The 20,692-nt window shown below is 61.7% G+C and carries 31 protein-coding genes and 1 pseudogene; 25 read left to right on the top strand and 7 right to left on the bottom strand.

Annotation, left to right across the window (positions count from 1 at the left end):
• Positions 1 to 59: 59 nt before the first annotated feature.
• The 4 genes from BGIM_RS0124660 to BGIM_RS0124645 are packed head-to-tail and all read left to right on the top strand — an operon-like array spanning position 60 to position 1,454.
• Positions 60 to 413 (top strand): hypothetical protein, encoded by a 354-nt coding sequence (locus tag BGIM_RS0124660; protein WP_020472392.1) that lies wholly within the window; start codon positions 60 to 62, stop codon positions 411 to 413.
• Between the two features lie 11 nt (positions 414 to 424).
• Positions 425 to 865, top strand: a complete 441-nt coding sequence (locus BGIM_RS0124655; protein WP_157369382.1) for a hypothetical protein — start codon at positions 425 to 427, stop codon at positions 863 to 865.
• Complete coding sequence (locus tag BGIM_RS0124650; protein WP_020472390.1) at positions 862 to 1,248, top strand: hypothetical protein; 387 nt, start codon at positions 862 to 864, stop codon at positions 1,246 to 1,248. The genes BGIM_RS0124655 and BGIM_RS0124650 overlap by 4 nt, the downstream gene beginning before the upstream one ends.
• Positions 1,245 to 1,454, top strand: coding sequence for a hypothetical protein (locus tag BGIM_RS0124645; RefSeq protein ID WP_020472389.1), 210 nt, complete (start codon positions 1,245 to 1,247; stop codon positions 1,452 to 1,454). Before BGIM_RS0124650 ends, BGIM_RS0124645 begins: the two co-directional genes overlap by 4 nt.
• 7 nt (positions 1,455 to 1,461) lie before the next feature.
• Here the strand turns inward: BGIM_RS0124645 and BGIM_RS0124640 are convergent, their stop codons facing one another.
• The 7 genes from BGIM_RS0124640 to BGIM_RS0124615 are packed head-to-tail and all read right to left on the bottom strand — an operon-like array spanning position 1,462 to position 6,016.
• Positions 1,462 to 1,860, bottom strand: a complete 399-nt coding sequence (locus BGIM_RS0124640) for a zinc-finger-containing protein (protein WP_020472388.1) — start codon at positions 1,858 to 1,860, stop codon at positions 1,462 to 1,464.
• Complete coding sequence (locus BGIM_RS0124635; protein WP_020472387.1) at positions 1,857 to 2,243, bottom strand: hypothetical protein; 387 nt, start codon at positions 2,241 to 2,243, stop codon at positions 1,857 to 1,859. Before BGIM_RS0124635 ends, BGIM_RS0124640 begins: the two co-directional genes overlap by 4 nt.
• A complete protein-coding gene (locus tag BGIM_RS63240; protein ID WP_157369381.1) occupies positions 2,240 to 2,425 on the bottom strand; it encodes a hypothetical protein in 186 nt (61 codons plus the stop codon). The genes BGIM_RS0124635 and BGIM_RS63240 overlap by 4 nt, the downstream gene beginning before the upstream one ends.
• On the bottom strand, positions 2,422 to 2,730 hold the full coding sequence (locus BGIM_RS52255; protein ID WP_020472386.1) for a DUF2312 domain-containing protein: 309 nt from the start codon (positions 2,728 to 2,730) through the stop codon (positions 2,422 to 2,424). Before BGIM_RS52255 ends, BGIM_RS63240 begins: the two co-directional genes overlap by 4 nt.
• A gap of 26 nt (positions 2,731 to 2,756) precedes the next feature.
• Entirely contained in the window at positions 2,757 to 3,686 is a 930-nt protein-coding gene (locus BGIM_RS52250) for an AAA family ATPase (RefSeq protein ID WP_020472385.1), read from the bottom strand.
• Between the two features lie 9 nt (positions 3,687 to 3,695).
• A complete protein-coding gene (locus BGIM_RS0124620) occupies positions 3,696 to 4,919 on the bottom strand; it encodes a coiled-coil domain-containing protein (protein WP_020472384.1) in 1,224 nt (407 codons plus the stop codon).
• A 23-nt stretch (positions 4,920 to 4,942) separates the two neighbouring features.
• Positions 4,943 to 6,016 (bottom strand): exonuclease family protein, encoded by a 1,074-nt coding sequence (locus BGIM_RS0124615; protein WP_157369380.1) that lies wholly within the window; start codon positions 6,014 to 6,016, stop codon positions 4,943 to 4,945.
• 98 nt (positions 6,017 to 6,114) lie between these two features.
• On the opposite strand from BGIM_RS0124615, the gene BGIM_RS68365 reads away from it, so the two are divergent.
• From BGIM_RS68365 to BGIM_RS66545, 21 genes and pseudogenes are all read left to right on the top strand, one after another.
• A complete protein-coding gene (locus BGIM_RS68365; RefSeq protein ID WP_162136288.1) occupies positions 6,115 to 6,285 on the top strand; it encodes a helix-turn-helix domain-containing protein in 171 nt (56 codons plus the stop codon).
• Positions 6,216 to 6,629 carry a GIY-YIG nuclease family protein gene (locus BGIM_RS60520; protein WP_390567422.1) on the top strand — a complete coding sequence of 138 codons (414 nt, stop codon included), beginning with the start codon at positions 6,216 to 6,218 and terminating at the stop codon, positions 6,627 to 6,629. The genes BGIM_RS68365 and BGIM_RS60520 overlap by 70 nt, the downstream gene beginning before the upstream one ends.
• Before the next feature lie 122 nt (positions 6,630 to 6,751).
• Complete coding sequence (locus BGIM_RS52245; RefSeq protein WP_238537712.1) at positions 6,752 to 7,339, top strand: hypothetical protein; 588 nt, start codon at positions 6,752 to 6,754, stop codon at positions 7,337 to 7,339.
• Positions 7,320 to 8,117 (top strand): ATP-binding protein, encoded by a 798-nt coding sequence (locus tag BGIM_RS52240; protein WP_020472381.1) that lies wholly within the window; start codon positions 7,320 to 7,322, stop codon positions 8,115 to 8,117. The genes BGIM_RS52245 and BGIM_RS52240 overlap by 20 nt, the downstream gene beginning before the upstream one ends.
• Before the next feature lie 389 nt (positions 8,118 to 8,506).
• The gene (locus BGIM_RS0124595) at positions 8,507 to 9,031 is read left to right on the top strand and encodes a hypothetical protein (protein WP_020472379.1); all 525 of its coding nucleotides are present in this window, start codon (positions 8,507 to 8,509) and stop codon (positions 9,029 to 9,031) included.
• The gene (locus tag BGIM_RS63235; protein ID WP_020472378.1) at positions 9,031 to 9,222 is read left to right on the top strand and encodes a hypothetical protein; all 192 of its coding nucleotides are present in this window, start codon (positions 9,031 to 9,033) and stop codon (positions 9,220 to 9,222) included. Before BGIM_RS0124595 ends, BGIM_RS63235 begins: the two co-directional genes overlap by 1 nt.
• A 205-nt stretch (positions 9,223 to 9,427) precedes the next feature.
• The gene (locus BGIM_RS0124590; RefSeq protein ID WP_020472377.1) at positions 9,428 to 9,904 is read left to right on the top strand and encodes a terminase small subunit-like protein; all 477 of its coding nucleotides are present in this window, start codon (positions 9,428 to 9,430) and stop codon (positions 9,902 to 9,904) included.
• A complete protein-coding gene (locus BGIM_RS58220; RefSeq protein WP_020472376.1) occupies positions 9,891 to 11,324 on the top strand; it encodes a phage terminase large subunit family protein in 1,434 nt (477 codons plus the stop codon). The genes BGIM_RS0124590 and BGIM_RS58220 overlap by 14 nt, the downstream gene beginning before the upstream one ends.
• Before the next feature lie 6 nt (positions 11,325 to 11,330).
• Positions 11,331 to 12,731, top strand: coding sequence for a DUF4055 domain-containing protein (locus BGIM_RS0124580; RefSeq protein ID WP_020472375.1), 1,401 nt, complete (start codon positions 11,331 to 11,333; stop codon positions 12,729 to 12,731).
• Positions 12,732 to 12,818: 87 nt separating this feature from the next.
• Positions 12,819 to 13,592 (top strand): DUF6651 domain-containing protein, encoded by a 774-nt coding sequence (locus tag BGIM_RS0124575; protein WP_020472374.1) that lies wholly within the window; start codon positions 12,819 to 12,821, stop codon positions 13,590 to 13,592.
• Positions 13,593 to 13,677: 85 nt separating this feature from the next.
• Positions 13,678 to 14,847: a P22 phage major capsid protein family protein gene (locus tag BGIM_RS0124570; protein WP_020472373.1), complete on the top strand. Its 1,170-nt coding sequence runs from the start codon at positions 13,678 to 13,680 to the stop codon at positions 14,845 to 14,847.
• Between the two features lie 71 nt (positions 14,848 to 14,918).
• On the top strand, positions 14,919 to 15,164 hold the full coding sequence (locus tag BGIM_RS65990; RefSeq protein WP_020472372.1) for a hypothetical protein: 246 nt from the start codon (positions 14,919 to 14,921) through the stop codon (positions 15,162 to 15,164).
• A gap of 5 nt (positions 15,165 to 15,169) precedes the next feature.
• Complete coding sequence (locus BGIM_RS0124560) at positions 15,170 to 15,562, top strand: hypothetical protein (RefSeq protein ID WP_020472371.1); 393 nt, start codon at positions 15,170 to 15,172, stop codon at positions 15,560 to 15,562.
• Positions 15,559 to 16,194, top strand: coding sequence for a hypothetical protein (locus BGIM_RS0124555; protein WP_020472370.1), 636 nt, complete (start codon positions 15,559 to 15,561; stop codon positions 16,192 to 16,194). Before BGIM_RS0124560 ends, BGIM_RS0124555 begins: the two co-directional genes overlap by 4 nt.
• Positions 16,191 to 16,535, top strand: coding sequence for a hypothetical protein (locus BGIM_RS52215; RefSeq protein WP_020472369.1), 345 nt, complete (start codon positions 16,191 to 16,193; stop codon positions 16,533 to 16,535). Before BGIM_RS0124555 ends, BGIM_RS52215 begins: the two co-directional genes overlap by 4 nt.
• Positions 16,532 to 16,807 (top strand): hypothetical protein, encoded by a 276-nt coding sequence (locus BGIM_RS0124545; RefSeq protein WP_020472368.1) that lies wholly within the window; start codon positions 16,532 to 16,534, stop codon positions 16,805 to 16,807. The genes BGIM_RS52215 and BGIM_RS0124545 overlap by 4 nt, the downstream gene beginning before the upstream one ends.
• Positions 16,808 to 17,914 (top strand): hypothetical protein, encoded by a 1,107-nt coding sequence (locus tag BGIM_RS0124540; protein ID WP_020472367.1) that lies wholly within the window; start codon positions 16,808 to 16,810, stop codon positions 17,912 to 17,914.
• On the top strand, positions 17,914 to 19,404 hold the full coding sequence (locus BGIM_RS0124535) for a hypothetical protein (RefSeq protein ID WP_020472366.1): 1,491 nt from the start codon (positions 17,914 to 17,916) through the stop codon (positions 19,402 to 19,404). Before BGIM_RS0124540 ends, BGIM_RS0124535 begins: the two co-directional genes overlap by 1 nt.
• A gap of 9 nt (positions 19,405 to 19,413) precedes the next feature.
• A complete protein-coding gene (locus BGIM_RS52210; RefSeq protein WP_020472365.1) occupies positions 19,414 to 20,250 on the top strand; it encodes a hypothetical protein in 837 nt (278 codons plus the stop codon).
• Between the two features lie 13 nt (positions 20,251 to 20,263).
• Complete coding sequence (locus BGIM_RS63225) at positions 20,264 to 20,413, top strand: hypothetical protein (protein ID WP_020472364.1); 150 nt, start codon at positions 20,264 to 20,266, stop codon at positions 20,411 to 20,413.
• Between the two features lie 12 nt (positions 20,414 to 20,425).
• Positions 20,426 to 20,692: pseudogene (locus tag BGIM_RS66545) on the top strand (phage tail protein); the annotation flags it as partial.

Here is a 20,692-nt window from a genome sequence, read left to right as displayed (position 1 = left end):
GCCCATGGCTGCAGAGGGGTATGAACCCGAGCGGAGCGTCAGGTCAAAGGAGGGGCGTCGTGTCGATTGAGCCTGCGTGGCTGCTGAAAGGCTGGCTGCTCGCCCAGAACCCGCCGAAGGAAATCAGCGAGGCGATTGACGCCATAATCGGGGCCATGCAAAAGCTGAAGCCGGAGATGCGTCAGGAGATTTCCGGCAATACTCCGATTCACGACAAGCTCGCCAAGGCTGCAATCCCGGCAACGCCTGAAATTCACATCGAGGAACCGACTCCGAAAAAACCGCGCGCGCCGTGGTCAGAAGAACGCAAGGCGATGCAGGCAGACCGTATGCGAGCAACGCAGGCGCGGCTAAAGGAAGCGAGGGCTGCCGCACCGGGGGAAGCCCAAGCCCCGTCGAAAGCCGGGGCGTAGAGGAGGACAAGGTGCAGGAGTTCATTAGGAATCGCGGTGTTACGGTGTGTCCGGCCCGCCACGCTGCTGGCATCGGGCAAAACAAGCCAACGGCTTACGGCGTGGCGAAAGAGGAGGCTGTTTGGCTGACTGGAAAGGACACCGCATCAAGCAATGAGGAGAACCTTGCGAAAGCTAAAATCCTGACGATGCTGGAAGACTTGAGCGGGAAGGGTCGTTGCCCGGCCAGCGAACGCTTCAAGTATCAAAACGACGCGAGGCGTTGGTTCTTTGACCGCCGCTTCCAGGTGGATTTTGAATCATGGTGCGACACCGCAGGATTCGACCCGGATTTTGTCCGCGAAAGAGCGAGGAAGATTGAAGAGGATGGTATGCCGGAATGGCGGGCGAAGCCGGGAACCGGACTTCTATTCGAAAAACGCAAAGCATACCGCGAAAGAACTGGCAAATGACCCGCTACTACCCTGACCTGCACGACAAATCCGTCCGTCATCTCTTCCAGTGCATGCTTTCCGACCAGCAAATCGCCGAGCGCATGGGGATGAGTTGGCAGACGATTCGCCGCGCCCGCCAACGTCTCGGCCTCGGATTGCCGAGGAAGGATTGCAATGTCAGAAGGCCCGCCGAACCGTTACCGCCGCAGGGCATGGACGAGAACAACCCACTCGTGGCTGCCAGAATTACGCTGGGCAAGCGTTTGGAGGAACGCACGAGCGGGTATTTCCTGGACGGGGTTCCAGTCAGCGCCCCGGACATGGTGCGCGAGGCGAACAGGGTGAGGGCGGCGAACGGGCAAGACCAAGTTGGCCCGCCGAACTGGCGCGTGAAGCCGTGACCGCCAAGGTGCTCGAAGACTTCTTTTGTCACGAACACAACCGGCTCGAAGTGGCCAGGCAAGAATATGCTGCGGCGAAACAGCACTTCCGTGAGGTGATGCAAAACCGCATCGCCGGGAACACCGATCACGACAGGCGGTTTCGGGACGCACTGAACAGGCAAAGTGCCGCACGTGAGAAGCTGGTGGAGTTGCTGACGTCCTGACCGTCATTCAAGCGGCAAGTCGTTTCACGATGGCGTAGACCTTCCGGGCATCTTCGACCGTCTTGATCTCGGCTGTGTGATACTCCGCAATCCCAAGCTCCTCTGCGATCTTCGCGTATAGCTTGCCCCGTGGCACTTTCCCTTTCTGCCAGATGGGGTCGAGGATGCGGTGGATGTGCTGGCGGGCGTTCTTCAGTTCCTTCGTCGGGATGTTGCCGAGGGGCCGTGTCCGGTCCTTGGTCTTGTGGTGGCAACCGACGTAATTGCCGCATGTGTCGCACTTCCAAAACGTCAGGCCGAACAGATCGGGGCGATGAGGATAAACCTCGCGGCCGTCGGTGAGCCTCGCCGGAACGTCTTTCTGGCAGCCGCAACAGTAGAGGCCCGTCGGGCTGGGGCGCGTCATAAAGGTTCGCAATCCGGCCAGTGGAATGGAATGCTGTTGCGCTCGGAAATCGAACTCTGAAGGACGGCTTTCGCAAGAGTTCGTTTTGCAGCATCAATGTCGTAAAGGTGAAGATCAGGGCTGCCATGGGCGACAACTCGGTGATGAAGTTCCTCCCATGGCTCCCCGCAGGAACTGATCCACCGGATAATGTCCCCGACTCGCGGTTGCATCAGCGGGTGGCTCTCATCCGCAACGACTATCCGGTATCCGCCCGACCCGGTGATGCCCATCAACCCCTCCGGCGACCAGAACCCGTTTCTTGTTACGAACTTCATGCCGAAGTCGATGGCCATTGAGTAGGCGTGGTGTTTGCGGGAGACGGGATAGGAGTACCGGGTCATGGCTCGATTCCTTCGCCTTTGCAGCGGTCGCAGCGGGTTGTCTCGTTGTTGACGACCCGGCCCGATAGGTAGTCCACCCGCCCCTGACGATCTCGCTTTACGAACACTTCGCCACTGCCGTCGCAGTCTCGACAAGGGTAGGACGGCTCACGATCTTCAGGAATATCATCAAAGCAACTCATTCCCCCTGCTCCTCATCATCGAACATTTCGAGTTGCGGAATCATGCCGAGGGCGTGCATGTAGGTGTCGAGGATGGTTTCGGCCTCCTCACGCTCGCTGGCGTCCTGTTTGCGAATCTTCAGGATCGTGCGGATCGCCTTTATGTCGAATCCATTTCCCTTGGCCTCCGCGAACACGTCGCGGATGTCGGCGGCGATCCCGTCCTTTTCTTCAGACAGCTTCTCGATTCTCGCGATTACGCTGCGCAACTGATCCACAGCAACGCCGCCGACTTTTGCTTTGTTGTGTCCGATGGGTGTGTTCATGCAATGATTCCTTTCTGTTTGGTTGGTTAATAATCAAGTCCGGCGGCCGGGGCGACATTGGCTGGTTTTTGCCTTTCGTCCGCCATTCGAGCCAGTTCTTTGTTCTCGTCGTGCTTCGGCAGGAGAAGCTTTTTTTGCTTCCCCGTCAGAGTCTCCCAGAAATCCGTGTACGAGACTGTGCCTTGGGCGGCGTACTCTGTGCCCTGTTTGAAGAGAACGTCCGGGTTTTCCTCGGCGGGAGCGCCGCCCTCGGACCACGCCCGCAACTTCCTGCCCATCTCCTTCGTGACGAGCGGTTGCTCTCCGGCGAAAAGCGGGAGCAGAGGCTCGGGGCATTTGGTGACAATCGGCCGATGGGTCCCTTCTTCGAGGAGCAAAGAAAGCGTCATCTCGAACGTAAAATTCTTCTCCTGAATGGGTTGCAAACCGATTGGAACGAACTGATCTTTGCCGTTGGCGTCTTTCATGACCTTGATCTTCTCACGGGCGCGGAGGCAGAAAATCAGGTGCATGCCCGATGCGAGGAGGCAATTCATCATCCGCTTGTGCTCCCGCTTCGCCAGAATCCAGTTGGGCGTTCCCTTCATCTTGTTGTTCTCGGCGATGTCCGAGCAACCGCCGTGTCCCTCCCACTCATGCGTCATGCTGTCGATCACCAGCACCTTGCATCCATGCCTCTCAAACCCATCGACCGCCTCCGAATACCGGGAGGGCGCGAAGGGTTCTTTCATTTCGGCGATCTCATAGCCGTCCGGCAGCGCGGACATGATGCCGGGACTGTCTGCGTACATGCTCCCCCGCCCGTTCTCGGTGTCAAGGAAACCGACCGAGCCTTTCCCGGCGAGTCCGGCCGCGAGAAGAAGCGCCGAATAGGTTTTGCCCGAGCCGGAAACCCCGGCCAGACTGATGAGCATGGGGACGGATTTGCGCTTGGCGGGTGTGATGGCAAAAGACATGAAAATCTCCTAATAGCTGATTTTGACGTGTGGGATCAGGCCTTTGGCGATAGATTCGACGACCGCCTTTGCGGCGGCCCCGGCACTGAGTAACCCGTCGCCGGCCATCACCGCATTCAGCGCCTCAAGCGCCTCGTTGTTCACCTTCGCCCGATGCCTCTTGTCGGCCTCGCGTTTCGCTGTGGCTTCCTGCTCTGCTTTCCGGGTCGCTTCCGCTCGATCACGCTCGGCCTGTACCGCCGCCTCCTTTTCACGGGCCGCTTTCTCGGCGGCGTTTTTGGCATCGGCGGCGGCTTTCGCCTCGGCCGCAAGCCTGTCCCGTTCCGCTTGTACGGCTGCAGCCTTCCGATCGGCCTCGGCTTTCTTGATGGCAGCCAAGCGATCATCCTCCGCCTTGCGGGCGCGGGCGTCGGCTTCGGCGATCTCCCTTTCCGCCGCCTCCTTCTCGCGTTGAAGTCTCTGGCGCTCCTGCTCGGCCATTTCCATCTCGGCTTTGACGCGCGCGGCCTCCGCATCAGCTTCCGCTTTCACTCTGGCAGCCTCTGCCTCCGCAACTGCTTTGGCTTGTGCTTCGGCCTCGGCCTTGGCCTTCGCGGCGGCCTCGGCCTTGATCTGCTCGTCGCGCTCGCGCTGCTTGCGTTCCGCGTCCTCGCGACGAAGGCGCTCCAGTTCGGCCTGTTCGGCCTCGTGCTTCTGGCTGGCGGCCAGCGCATCGCTCAACTGCTTGCGGGCGGTGTCGCGGGCGAGTTCTGCACGCTTGGCGAACTCCTGCCAGTCTCGGGCATGCAGGGCTTCCAAACCGTCAAGGCGGGCTTGCACCTCGGCTGAGGGCGGGTTCGGCCCGGTGAAATTCGCGGCGGCATGAAAGCCGAGCAGTGCGGCTTCGTGCGCCTTAACGCGTTCCTGCTCCCGGTTCTCCCACTCGGTGAGCGGCGCGCGGATTTCATCTTTCAGGCTGTCAAGAGAGTCCCGGATGCGTTTTCGCTCGGCATCGACCAGCTTGATCTTGTCCTTGGCATCGGCCACGAGGTCTTTGCCCATGTCGTCGAGATGGGTTTTCGAGCGGGCGATTTTGTACGCGAGCGAGCGGATGTGGTCCCGGCCGGCCTCGGTGGAAATGTCGAGCACGTGCGAACGGGCTTCCTTGGTGAGCTTGGCGAGGATGTCATCGACGCCTTCCGGCGTGAAAATTTCGAGCGGCTTGAGTTGCTCCAACACCACGAGTTGATTCATAAATATTCCTTTCAGTTGGTTGACTAGCTAAACATTAACATTGGCAGATCGGTGTCTTCGAGTTGGTGCGGAAGCACGTTGTCACGCCACGGCTTGTCGCCGTACTTTTCCAGGCATCCGGCATAGAGAATTTTCATGTCGTGAATTCGCATGTGAGCCGACGACCAGTAGACGTTCAGGTCGGCCCCGGCCGCCTCTGCCTCCTTCATCAGCACGATGCGCAGGTCATACGGGGCGGACGACTCGATGAAGATCAGCACAAACCCGTGTCCCTCGGTTTCGGTGAATTCCTTGAGCCACTGCTCGCTCACATTGCCATGGGTGCGAATCTCTCCGGCGGCGAGTTGCCGACGGGCCAGTTCGCGCACCAGGTTGTAAAAGACGCATTGAAGGTGGTATGCCTCGTAAAAAATGGCCTCGTAAATCGCCTTCTCAATAGGTTTTCCCCGTGAGTTGGAGAATGTTTTGACGTCAACGGTTGACCGGGGGCGGACGTAATCCATGCGGGCCTTGAGCATCACGCCGGTTTCCGGGTCGCGGACGAAGAACGACACCTCGGGCATGCCACCGCTCAGCGCGGCCTTCGCACAGGGGTCTTCCGCCAAAACGGCGGCGGCGGCGGCGATTTTCTTCGACTCTTCGGAGCCGAGGAACGTCTTGCCCTCGTGTTCGGCGGCGTGACGCTCCAACTCGTGTTCCCAGATCACCGCGGGCAGGCCGCTGGCGACAATGCGATCAATAAGGTCGGACTTCTTCTTGGCCGACTTTGGTAGGCCATTCGTTTCGAGGAAGGCCTTCATGTCGTCGGCGGTCACCAGCGCGCCCGGATAATCCTCGGGGAAGATTTTCATGACGAAGTTGCGGTCAAATCGCTCCGGCTCCAACGCGCGGGAGTGGACGGCTTTCCCGAACCGCCTGGCCCCGGTGTCGTCTTCCGGCTCGCGGTCGGGGTTCAGGTTCTTGTGCCAGTAGTTCAGCTTGGACACGGTGAGGTGCTTGATGCCGCTGCACGACAGCCCCTCGGCCGCGTGGTACGTCGCCTCATCCATGTCGAAGTAGATACCAGGCTCTATAACCGGGCGAATTATGTTGGTCATGTTGATGCTCCATTTATGCGTTGACTATATTTATTAATTGTGAGAACAATATATTGATATGCAATCGGTGTCAACAACAGAAATGCAATAGGCCAAACATGATAGACATTAAAGAGATACTGAGGCTTGCGAAGGAAAAAGGCTTTAGCGAGCCGCAAATATGCAAAATAACTGGAAAGCACAAATGCACTGTTTGGCGATGGGAGTCAGGCAAGACCAAGCCACGCGCGAAAACTCTTGCCAAACTGATTACGGCGGTAAACTCTTGACGCCGCTTCGCGGCGGCGTGTACGCGATCAAATGCTCGGCGAATGGGCGGGTATATATCGGGGCTACTGGAAATCTTGCCGAACGCAAGTCACAACACAAATCACGGTTAAAAGCAAATCGCCACGACCACCCGGAACTTCAGGCTGATTATAACGCGCATGGCAAGTCAGTCTTCGCATGGCACGTGCTCTTGTATTCCGATTCTGATCTCCAGCGCGTCCGTCTCGAATCATCTCTAGTTCTATTGCTTAAAAGCGAAGGGGGTGTCTACAACAAAACAGTCGGATCACATCATTTAACACTGGAACAGCTTGGGGATGGCCTATGCAACACTACCGAGTGAAAGACTGGGGGGAATTTCAGCACTACAAGGATCGCAGTCCACCGTGGATACGTCTCCATAAGAAACTCCTCGACAACTTCCGCTTCCACTCACTTCCAGACGCTAGCAGAGCGCTAGCACCAATGCTCTGGCTGCTAGCAAGCGAAAACCAAGACCTGAATAGCGGGGTGATAGCTGGCTCAGACGAAGAGATTGCATTTCGTTTGCGTCGCACTGTCGAAGAGTTCAGGACTGCGATCAAGCCACTGATCGAAAAAGGATTTATAGAGGTGATGCACAATGCTAGCAACTTGCTAGCAGAGCGAAAGCAAAACGCTACCCCAGAGACAGAGACAGAGACAAAAGCAGAGACAGAGAACGGGGACGATGACTCAGGCGCGGGCGTGAAGACACGCTTCGAGCGGGTTTACGACTACGGCTGTGCCGTCTTCCCGCAGTTGGCGACGCAATCGACCAGCGCGATTCACCAATGGCTCGACGGAGGGGCGGACATCGACCTCGACATCATCCCCGAGATCAAAAGACTGCACGAGAAGGGCATCCAGCCGAGGGGCTGGGGGTTATTCACCCAGGACATCGCCAACGCAAAACTTCGGAGAAACACACCACTGCCAAAAGGAGAACTGAAAAATGACCGGCCAGCAACCAAACACGGCAATTTCGCAGCCCAGGACTATCGGGCAGGGACCGATGGATTCATCGTCGCCTGACGGGAAACTTGGCGACTTGAAGGAAGTCGATTTCACCTGCCCCGCACACGGGCATCAACGGGTCAAGGTCGTCCGCCTGACCGAGGAATGGGCAAGCCCGACCTGCGGCAGTTGCGACGAAGAACGCCTCTCTTCGGGGGGACGAGCCGAGGATCAGAGAAACGGCGTTCGCGCGAGGGAGGCGAAGGAATACCAGATCCGCAACCATCTCGCAAAATCGGCGATCCCCGCGAGATTTGAAGGACGGTCGTTCACCAACTACCAGGCCGACGACGATGAAAGCCGCAAGGCCCTCGCCACCTGCCGGGATTTTGCCACCGAATTCCCGGACAGGTTGCTGACGGGAAGCTCGCTCATCCTGTGCGGCAACGCGGGGACCGGAAAGACGCACCTCGCCTGCGCGATTGCCCTGCACGTCATCCGAAAGCATGCCCTCTCGGCCGCATACATGACCGTCGGAAGGGCGTTTCGCATGGTGAAGGACACTTACCGCCGTGATTCCGGCAAGACCGAGCAGGAGGTGCTCTCCCGATTCGCCGCCCCGGAATTGCTTGTCCTCGACGAAATTGGCATCCAGTACGGCTCGGACTCTGAAAAAAACATCCTCTTCGAGATCGTGAACGAACGCTACGAGGCCCTCCTGCCGACGATCCTCATCAGCAACCTGGCCCTGCCCGCGCTGACCGAGTATGCGGGGGAGCGTGTGATCGACCGGATGAAGGAGAACGGCGGGAAGCTGGTCGTGTTCGATTGGAAAAGCCATCGCGGCGCCACATGAACCTCACTGGACGCCCCGTCACTCCGAAAGGCCAGAAGCACAGGCGGAGTAACCAGCCCGCCAAAGCCCATCGGGAGCATTGGGAGCGCGTCCGAAGCCTCGGCTGCTCCGTCTGCAAAGCCCCGCACCCGGAAATACACCATTGCGGCACGGGAGCCGGAGGACGGAAAGACCACATGATGGTCATCGCTTTGTGCCATTTTCACCACCGGGGCGCGCAGGGCATCCACACTCTGAGCCGGAAAGTTTGGGAGCCGGTTTACGGTTCGGAAGCCGAGCATCTCCAACGCACCATGGCAGCGCCGGGAATAAAGAACCCATAAATCCCCGCTTGCGCTACCCTACCGGCTGTGGCAGACTCCTCCTTGAACCACAACGGGATGGGCCGGATGCACAACGACGAAACTGGCAAGCCGGAGGACCTCATCCCGGAGCACATCGCCATCCGACGGGGCATGGTCTACTCCAAGGACCGCCACGACAAGATATGCCGGGCCGAAATCGAAGCTCCCCTCCTGATCGACCAGCTTTACAACCACGAAATCATCGCCTCCGACCACCACTTCTACGGCGTTCAACTCATCACCATGCGGAAGCTGTTCCTCTCCCCGGTCGGGTACAAAATCGGGATGCTGCTTGTGAGGCGGGACGATGCAGAGGAGGCCGGGGACAAGCCCGTGCCCATGGAGGACACCGACTACCTGCGGGCATTACGGGGAGTGAGAGGCCACACCGCCCAGCGATTGCTGCGGGAGATTTGCGACGAGGCGGCTGACCCGCGCCTGTATTTCGCATACGGCAGGCATGCCCACGCGGTTGTCTCGGCGTTCGACTCCCTGTGCGCGTCCGTGCGGGAGCTTTGGGAGGCGAAGAAGCAGGCCAGGGAGAACGAGCAACAGGCGAAGGGTCAGTGATGAATTGGTGGTATGACGAGCCATTACTGCCGCAACTAACGGTTTACGAGGAGGAGAAGTCGCCGGTCGTGATCTACGACCACACTGGCCAGCCATACTCACGCCCGAAACCGCCGATGGGATTCATCGACCCGGCCAACCCGCCGAGGGCCGCCGCAAGACGCGGACGTAAAATAAAAGATCAATCATAAACGCAAATAGTTCTTGCGCGAACAAACGGGCCGTGGCATAAAAAATTAACAAGTCGATTTCGCTCGACCTGATTTTGCCCCGCCCAGAGCGGGGTTTTTCATTTCCACAGTTTGGCCGCCTGCCGGGCCGGCCACAGTAAGCGAAGCTCAAGTCCGACAAGGACGCCATCGCCACAGCCCGGTATCAAACAGCCACGAAACAAACATGACCAAGAAACCCGCCAAGGTTGGACGCCCGACCAGCTACACCGTCGAACTCGGCGACACGATCTGCTCGCTGCTCGCTGAAGGCCTGAGCCTTTCGAGCATCTGCCTTGCCGAAGAAATGCCGACCCGATCGACAGTCCTGCTATGGGTCGTGAAGGGAGAGCGTGGGGATGAGACATACCAGGCATTTTCGGGCAGTTACGCACACGCGCGTCAATCCCAGGCTCATGCGCTGGTCGATGACATCCTCGACATCGCCGACGATTCGAGCGGCGACGTGAAGAAGGTGCGCGGCCAGGAGGTGCTAAACGGCGAGTATGTCGCGAGGTCGAAACTGCGCGTGGAAGCCCGGTTCAAACTGGCCGCCCAACAGCACCCGGAATTATTCGGGGAGAAGGCAAAGCTCGAACTCAGCGGACGGCTCGGCCTGACCCATGAGGACGCGCTGAAACAACTGGCCGATGAACCCGCGTGAACGGGAACTCAGGCTCCGATTCCGGGACGACTTCAAGTTTTACGCCCCCCGCTGCCTGACGATCCGCTCGAAAAGCGGCAAGGTCCACGCCTTCCGGCTAAATGAGGCCCAACTGTACCTGCACGCCCGACTGGAGACACAGCGGGCGAACACCGGCAAGGTCCGCGCGCTGGTTCTGAAGGGCAGGCAGCAGGGGTGCTCCACCTACACCGAGGGGCGGTTCTTCCATAAGGTCACGCATTTCGGCGGCCTCAAGGCGTTCATCCTGACGCATCTCGACGAAGCCACGAACAACCTGTTCGGCATGGCGAAAAGATTTTACGAGCATTGCCCGCCGGTCCTTCGGCCTTCGCTCCGGGCGTCGAACGCCAAGGAACTGGTCTTCGACAGGCTCGACAGCGGCTACAAGGTCGGCACGGCCGGGAGCGTCGGGGTGGGGCGCGGCGACACGATTCAACTCTTCCACGGCTCGGAAGTGGCTTATTGGAAGAACGCCGACACGCACGTCGCGGGGGCGCTTCAAGCCGTTCCCGACGAGCCGGGCACGGAGGTTATTCTCGAAAGCACCTCCAACGGCCGCAGCGGCCTGTTCTACGCGATGTGCGCGGCCGCGATGCGGGGAGAGGGCGAGTACATCCTCGTGTTCATCCCGTGGTTCTGGCAGCCCGAGTACCGAAAAACACCCGGCGAAGGCTTCGAGCCGACCGCCGACGAGAAGGCCTACCAGGACGCATACGGCCTCGATGACGGACAAATCGCCTGGCGGCGGGCAAAGATCGTCGAGTTAAACGGCATACACAATTTTCGGCGGGAATACCCCGCCACCCCCGAGGAAGCCTTCAGCGCCGAAGTGCCGGGGGCGCTTTGGAAGCGCGACCAGATCGACAACCTGCGCCGCCGGGGCGAATTGCCCGTCATGGTTCGGATCGTGGTGGCCGTCGATCCCTCGGGCGGCGACGGGATTCAGAACGACGAGGTCGGGCTGGTGGTCGTCGGCATCGACGCCCAGAAACACGGATATGTGCTGGCCGACCATTCCGGCAGGTACACGCCGGAGACATGGGCGAGCAAGGCCGTTGCCTTGTACCGGCAGTTCAAGGCCGACCGCATCGTGGCCGAGGCGAATTTCGGCGGGGCGATGGTGGAAAGCACCATCCGTGTCGTCGACCGAAACGCGCCGGTCAAACTGGTGCATGCCTCGCGCGGCAAACAGGCGCGAGCGGAGCCGGTGGCGGCGCTTTACGAACAGGGACGGATGCATCACTGCGGCGTGTTCGTCGGGCTGGAGGACGAAATGGTGACATGGGTGCCCCTCGAATCGAAGGGAAGCCCCAACCGCGTGGACGCGCTCGTGTGGGCGGCGACGGAATTATTGATTGACGGACCGGGGACCGCAACGGTGACCCCGCTCAGGATGTGAGAGTGAATGACGGGCAATGAACTGAACGATGTCGCCAAACAGTCGGCGACGGTGGCCGAGATGTCTGTCGCGTGGAATCTGGCCGAAGACCTGATGGGCGGCACGGCGGCGATGCGAAAGGCCGGGAAAAGGCATCTGCCGCAATGGCCCGCCGAGGACGAACAAGCCTACAAGTCCCGGCGGGACACGGCGACGTTGTTCCCGGCTTATTCGCGCACCATTTCGGTGCTGGCGGGCAAGCCGTTCAGCAAGCCGATCACGATTGGCGAGGACGTGCCGGAGCGAGTCAGGACCTGGCTGGAGAACGTCGATCTCGAAGGCCGCAACCTGCACGCCTTCGCGGCCGACCTGTGCGCGAACGCCCTCGGGTACGGGCTGTGCGGCATCCTCGTGGACTGCCCGAAGGCGGACGGGGTGAAAACCCGCGCCGACGAACAACGGGCCGGGGTTCGACCCTATTTCGTCCACGTCCGGCATAACGCCATCCTCGGCTGGCGCTCGGAAACAAAGGGCGGCCACACGCTGCTCACCCAACTCCGCCTGCTGGAGGCCGTGAACGAGAATGACGGGTTGTTCGGCGAAAAACTGATCGAACAGGTCCGCGTGCTGGAACCCGGCAAGTGGACCGTGTACCGCAAGAAGAAGACGGCCTCTGGCGCGGACGCCTGGAGCGAACACGACGCCGGGACCACCAGCATCGACGTGATTCCCTTCATCCCGGTCTATGGCTTCCGCAAGGGCTTCATGACCGGCGTCCCGCCGATGCTCGAACTGGCCCACATGAACGTGGAGCACTGGCAGAGCAAGAGCGACCAGCAGACCATTCTGCATGTGGCCCGCGTGCCCGTGCTGTTCGCGAAGGACCTGGGGCCGGAAACCAAGATCGTGGTCGGGATGGGGTCGCTCATCACCGCGTCCGGCGAGCACGCCGACATGAAATACGTCGAACACACCGGCAAGGCCATCGAGGCCGGTCGAATGTCGCTTCTCGACCTCGAAGACCAGATGCGGCAGGTCGGGGCCGAACTGCTGGTCATCAAACCGGGCAACACGACAGAGGTGCAGACCGTCTCGGACAACGAGCAGGGCATGTGCGACCTGCAGCGAATCATGCAGTCCCTCGAAGACGGCCTCGACCAGGCGCTCGACCTGATGGCGAAGTTCGTCGGCGAGGAAGAGGGCGGCCACGTCTCGATCTTCAGCGACTTTGGCGTGGCGACGCTCGCGGAGGCCTCGGCCAAGCTGCTGTTCGAAATGAAGGCGGACGGAAGCCTCAGCCACGCCACCCTGCTCAACGAACTTAAACGGCGCGGCACGCTCAGCCCCGAGGTGGACGTGGAGAAGGAAATCGCCGCCGCGAAGCTGGAGAAGCCGGATTTGGAGCGGCAGGAGAAGGTAAGCGTTTAAAGAATTGCCGCAGAGCGGATGCGAAGCGGTGCAACCGGGGTCGGATGACCCCACGAGACGGGCGGATGCCCGAGAAAGTGACTACCGATGAAACTGAAACTTGACGAAAAAGGCGCGGTTGTCGTGCAGGACGGAAAGCCTGTGTATGTGGACGCGGACGGCAAGGAAATTGCGTTCGACGCTCCGGCAACAAAAGACACCATCGCACGCCTGAACGGCGAGGCGAAGGCGCACCGCGAAGCCAAGGAAGCGGCCGAATCAAAGCTCAAGCTGTTCGAGGGCATCGAAGACCCGGCCAAGGCGCTGAAGGCGCTCGAAACCGTCCGCAACCTCGACGACAAGAAGCTGATCGACGCCGGGGAGGTGGAGCGGGTCAAGAAGGAGGCCAAAGAAGCCTTCGACGAGCAACTCAAAGCCCAGGAGAAGAAGTACCGGCCCATCGTGGAAGAGCTTGGCTCGGTGAAAAACGAGCTTCATTCGGAGAAACTCGGAGGCGCGTTCGGCAAGTCCAAATTCATCGCCGACAAGCTCGCCATCCCCGTCGACCTGGCGCAGGCCCGGTTCGGCTCGAACTTCACCATCGAAGACGGCAAGATCCGGGCGAAGGGCGCCGACGGCAACCTTGTCTACAGCCGCTCCCGTCCGGGCGAAGTCGCCGAATTTGACGAAGCCCTGGAAATCCTCGTGGACGCCTACCCCTACCGGGACAGCATCCTCAAGGGTTCGGGGGCTTCCGGCGGCGGCGCAAGCGGTTCCGGCGCCGGCGCCGGCGGCAAGAGGCAGATCACCCGCGCGACGTTTGACGCGATGGGACCTGTCGAGCAGTCAAAGGCAGCCCGCGAATCAGAAATCGTCGACTAAGGAAACCCCCGCTTTGGCGGGGCAATTTTAACCCGCAACTCCCCGCCAATCCCGGCGGGGTTTTCTTTTAAAGGAGAACAATACCATGGCAAACACCCTCACGAGCCTTATTCCGGTCCTCTACGAATCCCTGGACGTTGTGTCCCGCGAGATGGTGGGGATGATCCCCGCCGTGACCCGAAACAGTTCGGCCGAACGCGCCGCGCTCAACGAGTCCATCCTCGTTCCGATCACCCAGCCCGGCACGCTGATCGACAACACCCCCGCCGTCACCTCGCCCGACAATGGCGACCAGACCGTGGGCAACGTGCCGATGACCATTCAAAAGAGCAAGAGTTACCCGGTGCGCTGGAACGGCGAGCAGCAAAAGGGAATCAAGAACGCGGGCACATATGACAGCATTCTCTCCCAGCAATTCCAGCAGGGCTTCCGCACCATCGTGAACGCGGTTGAAACCGACCTTTTTAACGCCGGTTATCAAAGCGCGTCACGAGCGTATGGCACGGCGGGCACCGCCCCGTTCGGCACCGCAGGCGACTTGTCGGACGCCGCCCAAGTCAGGAAAATCCTCGACGACAACGGCTGCCCTCAAAGCGACCTGCACCTCGTGCTCGGCTCCGCCGCAGTGGCCAACCTGCGCGGCAAGCAGACCATCCTGTTGAAGGCCAACGAAAACGGCAGCGATGCCTTCCGCCGCACCGGCTCGATTGCCGAGGTGCCCCTTGATGGCTTCATGCTGCACAACAGCAACGCCATCCAGCAGGTCACCAAGGGCACGGGCGCGTCGTATGTGACTTCCGGCTCCACCGCTCCCGGCGTCAACAGCATCGCGCTGGTGACCGGCACCGGCACGGTTCTCGCGGGCGATGTCGTCACCTTCGCGGCGGACGCCAATAACAAGTACGTTGTGAACACCGGTGTGGCCGCTCCGGGCACAATCGTCATCGGCGCTCCCGGCGCCCTGACGACCATCGCCACCGCGAACGCGATGACTGTCGGCAACAGCTACACGCCGAATCTGGCGTTCACCCGCTCGGCCATCCAACTCATCACCCGCGCCCCGGCACGTCCCCTCGGTCCGAACGGCGAACCGATGGACGCGGCGGACGACGTGCTGCTGCTCACCGACCCTATTTCCGGCATTACATTTGAAGTGTCTGTGTATCGCCAGTTCAAGCAGATACTGTTCCTGATCGGTCTGGCCTGGGGCGCGAACGCCATCAAGCCAAACAACATCACGACGCTGATCGGCTAATCATTTCCCCACCCGACGCGTGACCGCGGCCTCCGGGCAGTGGTCGCCCGTTTAACATTTGGAGACCACGTATGGCAGACAATCAAGACAACACCGCAGAGGCAAAAAAAGCGGAGGCGAAAGCCGCCGAGGCGAAAGCGAATGAAGCCAGGGCGAAAGCCGAGGAAAAAGCGAAAAAGGCGGAAGCGGAGGCGAAAGCCGCCGAAGAAGAGGCCTCAACCGAAGGCCTCGTCAAGATGAGCAAGGACGGCGAACACCTCCATGTGCATCCGACCACCGTGGAAGCCCACAAAACCGCCGGCTGGAAGCACGCCTGACGCAAATGGCGCTCACAGCCCGACAACTCGTGGATTGCCGCCGCTGGATGGGATATTCGGTGTCCGGCGACTCCGCGAGCAATCCCTTCCGCGAGCTTGTGTATAGTTCCGTGAGTTACATGGGATTGTCGCTCGACTACCGGCTCTCGCATCTCAGCCCGGAGGAGGAAGGCGTCGTCATTGACACCTATCTGACGCCGCTTGCCCTCCGGGAACAGGAGATTCAAGGCGCGGCCGACAACCTCGACACCGCCCAGGCCGCCGTGTGGACCCGCAATTCGAGCGAAGTGAGCGACCGCGTCAGCCTCTTTAACTGGCTGAGACGAGACTTGTGCAACTTTCTGGGCTTTGCCCCCGGCCCGCAACTGGCCACGGGAAGCCGCGTCGTCCGGGCATGACCAACCAGGCGCTGATCCAATCCAAAGTCTGGCGGGGATACGCCCAGGCCGCCCGACGGCTCGGGACGATGTTCGACATCCGCAGGCCCGACGACACCGGCTTCCCCGGCTCCGTCCTGTTCTCACGGTTCGTCTCCCTGAACGCCGAGGACATGAAATACGGCAAACCGAACAAATACGGCAAACCGACGTGGTACGCGCTGGTTGACGGGAACGGACTCCTGGCCGGAGATTACCTGGTCGGCCCGCAGGGGACATTCTTCATCGCCGCCCTCCAGCCGCTGCTCCCGATCCTCGTGGTGGAGTGCAACCGCACCGTCACGCTCAGCCGCGTGCAGACCGACAACACCGTCGGGGCGCAAGGCTACTCCGGCATGACCTCCGAAAACGAAACACCCTTCGCCTCCGGCGTCCCGTGCAGCATCCTGCAGGGCACCAAGGGCGAGAAGAATGACGCCGGGCTGCCCGCCGACACCCGCCTCCCGTGGTGGACCATCCTGATGCCCGCATCGGCCGGGCCGGTGGTTTACGGCGACCTGATTGCCGACGATCTGGGACGCCGTTACGTCGTGAGTTCCCCGGAACTGACCGACCTCGGTTACCGGATCACCGCCTCCATGGCAACCGTATGACCGCCGGACGCTGGGACATCACCATCGAACAGGGGGCCGCGTTCGGCGAGTCATACCTGATCCAGGGCTCGGACGGAAACGCTCTCGACCTGACCGGCTGCACGGCGGCCATGCAGGTGCGGGTCAACATCGGCGACCCCAGCGCGCTGCTCACGCTGACGACCGAAAACGGCGGGCTGGCGATTGACGGCCCGAACGGGGCGATCACGCCCGACTTCGACACCTCCCCGCTCAATCCGGGAACTTACGTTTACGACCTGAAGCTCCGCGACTCCGGCGGCGCTCCCGTCCGCCTGATGCAGGGGAGCGTCACGGTCCTTCAGGAGACGACAACGATATGACCGACATCACGGGAACGCCCGCCAGGATCATCGTCCGCACAGAGGGCCTCCAGGGGCCTCCCGGAGCGCCGGGCGAACCCGGAGACAACATCGCCGCCGCCCCGCGCGTCTCGCCCGTGTTCCTGACGGACTCGGTCGTCCTGTCGCGGAACAACGCGGTCTGCGTGGCGAGCATCGCCGATTTTCTGGCCGCGATCGCTGGCCCGACGACCGGCGGCACATTCGATTTTTCAAACACCGGCAATTCCGGATTAGCAGCAGGAGCAATGTAGATGACTTGGACCCAGACGACCCTCACGATCAAGGACGCCGCCGGAACCAACCAGCCCGTCATCGCCTACACCGACGGCACGAACTTCTCCTTCGCCCACCCCATCCTCGACAACACCGGCGCCATCATCGCCCCGGCGACACAGGGAACCCTGCTGTCCGTCCTGGGCGCGCTGCAGGGCGCCACTCCGTCCGGCTCCAACATCATTGGCAAGGTGACCACGGACCAGACCGCGCACGGAACGACCGACCTCGTCGCCGCCGACGTCACGAAAGTCGGAGGGGCTTCTTTCGCCCTCGGACAGCAAGTCGCGGGCAACTCGCTGCCGGTGGTCCTCTCGGCCGCGCAACTGACCTCCCTCACCGCCCCGGTCCTCGGGGCTGGCTCCAACGTGGTTGGCGGCGTGACCGTCGCGGACGGCAGTGATGCGACGGTCGGCGCCAAGGCGGACGCCGCGGCCACGACGGACTCCGGCACATTCAGTTTGATCTCCCTGTTCAAGCGGTCGCTGCAAACACTCGCCTCCATTCTTACGGCGTGTCAGGCGGCTATCCCGGCGGGCGCAAACCTGATCGGAAAAGTCGGCATCGACCAGACCACGCCTGGGACGACGAACAACGTATTCCTTTCCACGCCCCGTCCTGTCACCGGGAACACCACCACCCGCCCGGCCAACACCACGGCCTACGCCTCCGGGCAGCTTGTGGCCAACAGCACGACCGCCGGCTCCGTCACTTACCCGACCATCGCCGCCGCCATCGGCAACGACATTCCGGGCACCATCCTGCGGGTTGGCCTTAAGAAATCCGTGGCGGGATCGACGGGCGCCATTTTCCGCATCCGCTTCTACAACTCGCAGCCGACCGTGACCAACGGGGACGGCGGAACGTACCTGACGAACACCAGCGGCTATCTCGGCTTCGCGGACGTCACGATCACCGACGTGTTCACCGACTCCGCCATGGGCTACAACTCGCCCTACAACGGCGTCATCAACTTCAAGCCCGCCACCGGCACGCAGAACCTCTATTACCTGATCGAAGCCCGCGCGGCCTACACCCCCGGCAACGGCGAGGTGTTCACCCCGATCCTGGAACTGGCCCAGTAATGAGGGCGAACAACCCGCTCACCGACGCGCCCTGCTGGGTCTACCCGAGGGCCAAGTACGACCTTGACTTCGCGGGCAACCGCTACTGGGGCGGCTTCGTCGGCATGGCCTCGTCCTCCGGCCAGACCGTCCGGTACGGACTGATGGGCGGCGGCAACGCGGGCGGGGCGGCGGGGACGTATTTCGCGCCCGACACCGACGGCATCTGGAAGTCATTCCCCCAGGCGGGCATCCGCCGCACCGGCTTCGGGGCGTGGGCCGAGGGCTACGGCACGCTCACCAACTACGCCCTGTGGTGCCGCGACATGACGAACGCGGCCTGGGTTGCGACCAACGCCACCGTGCTCAAGGACCAGACCGGGGCCAACGGCTCGGCCAGCGCCGCAAGTTCGATTCTCGCCACGGCGAACAACGCCACGGTGCTCCAGACCATTGCGGTCAAGCAGTCGGCCTGGATTGCCGCTGTAAACGCGGGCGGCACAGGATACACGCAAGGCAACTCCCTTGTGGTGACCGGCGGCACATCAACCACGGCGGTCACCCTGACCGCATCCGGTGTTTCGGGCGGCGTCGTCACGGCGGCTTCATTTGCCACCGAGGCAAACCAGGGCTCTTACTCGGTGTTGCCGTCCAACCCGGTTTCGGTGACCGGCGGCTCGGGCACGGGGGCCACGTTCAACCTGACCTGGAAGAACCACGTTTATTCGGCATGCGTCAAGCGGCTCGTCGGCACGGGCACCATCTACATGACGCTCGACGGGGTGACCTACACCGACGTCACCAGCCAGATCAACAGCGCCGGTTACACTCAGGTTTCCGTCCCCGCGCAAGTCGGCCTCCTGTCCTGCGTGGTGGGCTTCAAGCTCGGAACCTCCGGCGACAAGATCGCCGTGGACTTCAACCAGTGCGAGGGCAACATGTTCGCCACCTCGCCCATCCTCACCACCACGGCGGCGGTGGCGCGCGGCCCCGAATACATGGCGTTCAACGCCACCGGAACGGGGGCGGGCATCGCGGTCAACGACGGATACCGGTTTCTCAAGGACATCAACTTCGGCACGCCCGTCACCCTGCTGATCCAGCACTGCGGCAACTACGACACCATTCGCAGCCACATCATCTACGGCGACGACGTGAGCAACATTTTCGTCACCGGCGCGCCGGGAGGCGGCCCCGTCAACGTCACGGCGGCGGGGGGAAGCTTCAACTCCGCCGACAGCGTGGTGACCGGGATCGGCACCCTGAACAAGATCGCGGTGCGGCTCGACGGCACGGGGGCGGCCATCTGCATCAACGGCGGCCAGATCACGACCAGTTCCACGGTCAAGTACCGCCAGACCGACCTCGGCCTGACCCACGGCACGGGGGCGACCAACAACGGCTCCGGCCTGCTGCCCACCAACGGCTTCGTGAAGCGCATGAGCTTCTGGCGCGAGGCGCTCTCGGACGGGGACTTGAAGTACCTCACCACCGTCGTCAACAACCAGTGAATTAGCCCCGTGCCCGATTGCAGCGCCGTCGAGTCGGTCCTCGTCTCCGTCGTCACCCGGATCGTCTACCCGAACGGGACCGGCGCGGCCTCGGCGACCGGCGACAAGTGCAAGGTGTTCCGGGGCTGGCCCGTCCCGTCCGGCCTCGACGCCGACCTGAAGGCCGGTTTCGTCAACATCTCGGTCTTTCCGCTCGACCCGGAGCAAAACCTCACCCGCTACTCAACCGAATGGCGGGAATTGCCGGTCCCGAACATCACCCTGGCCATGACGGTCGCGGGGAAAACGGTGACCGTCGGAGGAAGCGCCAGTTGCCCGCTCAACGCCGCCGTCATCGTCAACAACCAGGGATTCGTCCATCCGCTCCAGGCGACGGACACGCCGACCAGCGTCGCCACGGCCCTGGCCGCCATGATTAGTTCACTGACTGCGGCCACGAGCGTCGGGCCGGTCATCACCATTCCGGGGGCCACGTCGCTCGCGGCGAGGGTCGGGGCGGTCGGAAGGCTGGTCCGGGAGATCAAGCGGCAGAAGAAAAGCTTCGTCATCACCGTCTGGTGCGGTTCCCCCCGCGTCCGCGACGCCTTCGGGAGAATCCTCGACGCGGGGCTGTCGGATGTCACATTCCTGTCCCTGTGCGACGGGACGGACGGGCGGCTTCGCTACGAGCGCACGCACGTCGACGACGCCTCGCAAAAGAGCGGCCTTTACCGCCGCGACTTCTTTTACTCGGTGGAGTACGGCACGACCGTCGCGCAAAACGCGGCGGAAGCGGTCGTCGAAACCATCAACATCGCCGGAGGACTTGACCCCGATGCCCCGACCCTCAAATCGATTTCATTCTAACAGGAGAACCGCCATGACCCGAGTGCTTGTCGTCACCAACCCCTTCGCCGGCCACGACCGTGGCGCGCGGATCACCGACCCCGACGAAATAGAAGCCATTCTCGCGGGCGAACACGCCCACCACGTCGTCCCGTCCGACCACCCGACCGAAACCGTCGAATAACAGGAGCCACCCATGACCATTGTCCAACAGGGGCAGATCAACACCAACGCCCTGCTCGTCCCCGACCTGATCGTCCAGATCGTCCCGCCCTCGTGGACGCTTCTCAACGGCGTCCCCACCAACGTCCTCGGAATCGTCGGCACCGCGACGTGGGGACCGGTCAACTCCCCGACCATCGCCTCGGGCGTGGCCGACACGGCCCAGCAGTTCGGCCAGATGCAACCCCGCAAGTTCGACCTCGGCACCGCCGTCGCAGCCGCCGCCCTGCAAGGGGCCGCC

Source organism: Zavarzinella formosa DSM 19928 (genome assembly GCF_000255705.1).
Lineage (GTDB): Bacteria > Planctomycetota > Planctomycetia > Gemmatales > Gemmataceae > Zavarzinella > Zavarzinella formosa.
This window is presented reverse-complemented; position numbering and strand designations above follow the sequence as displayed.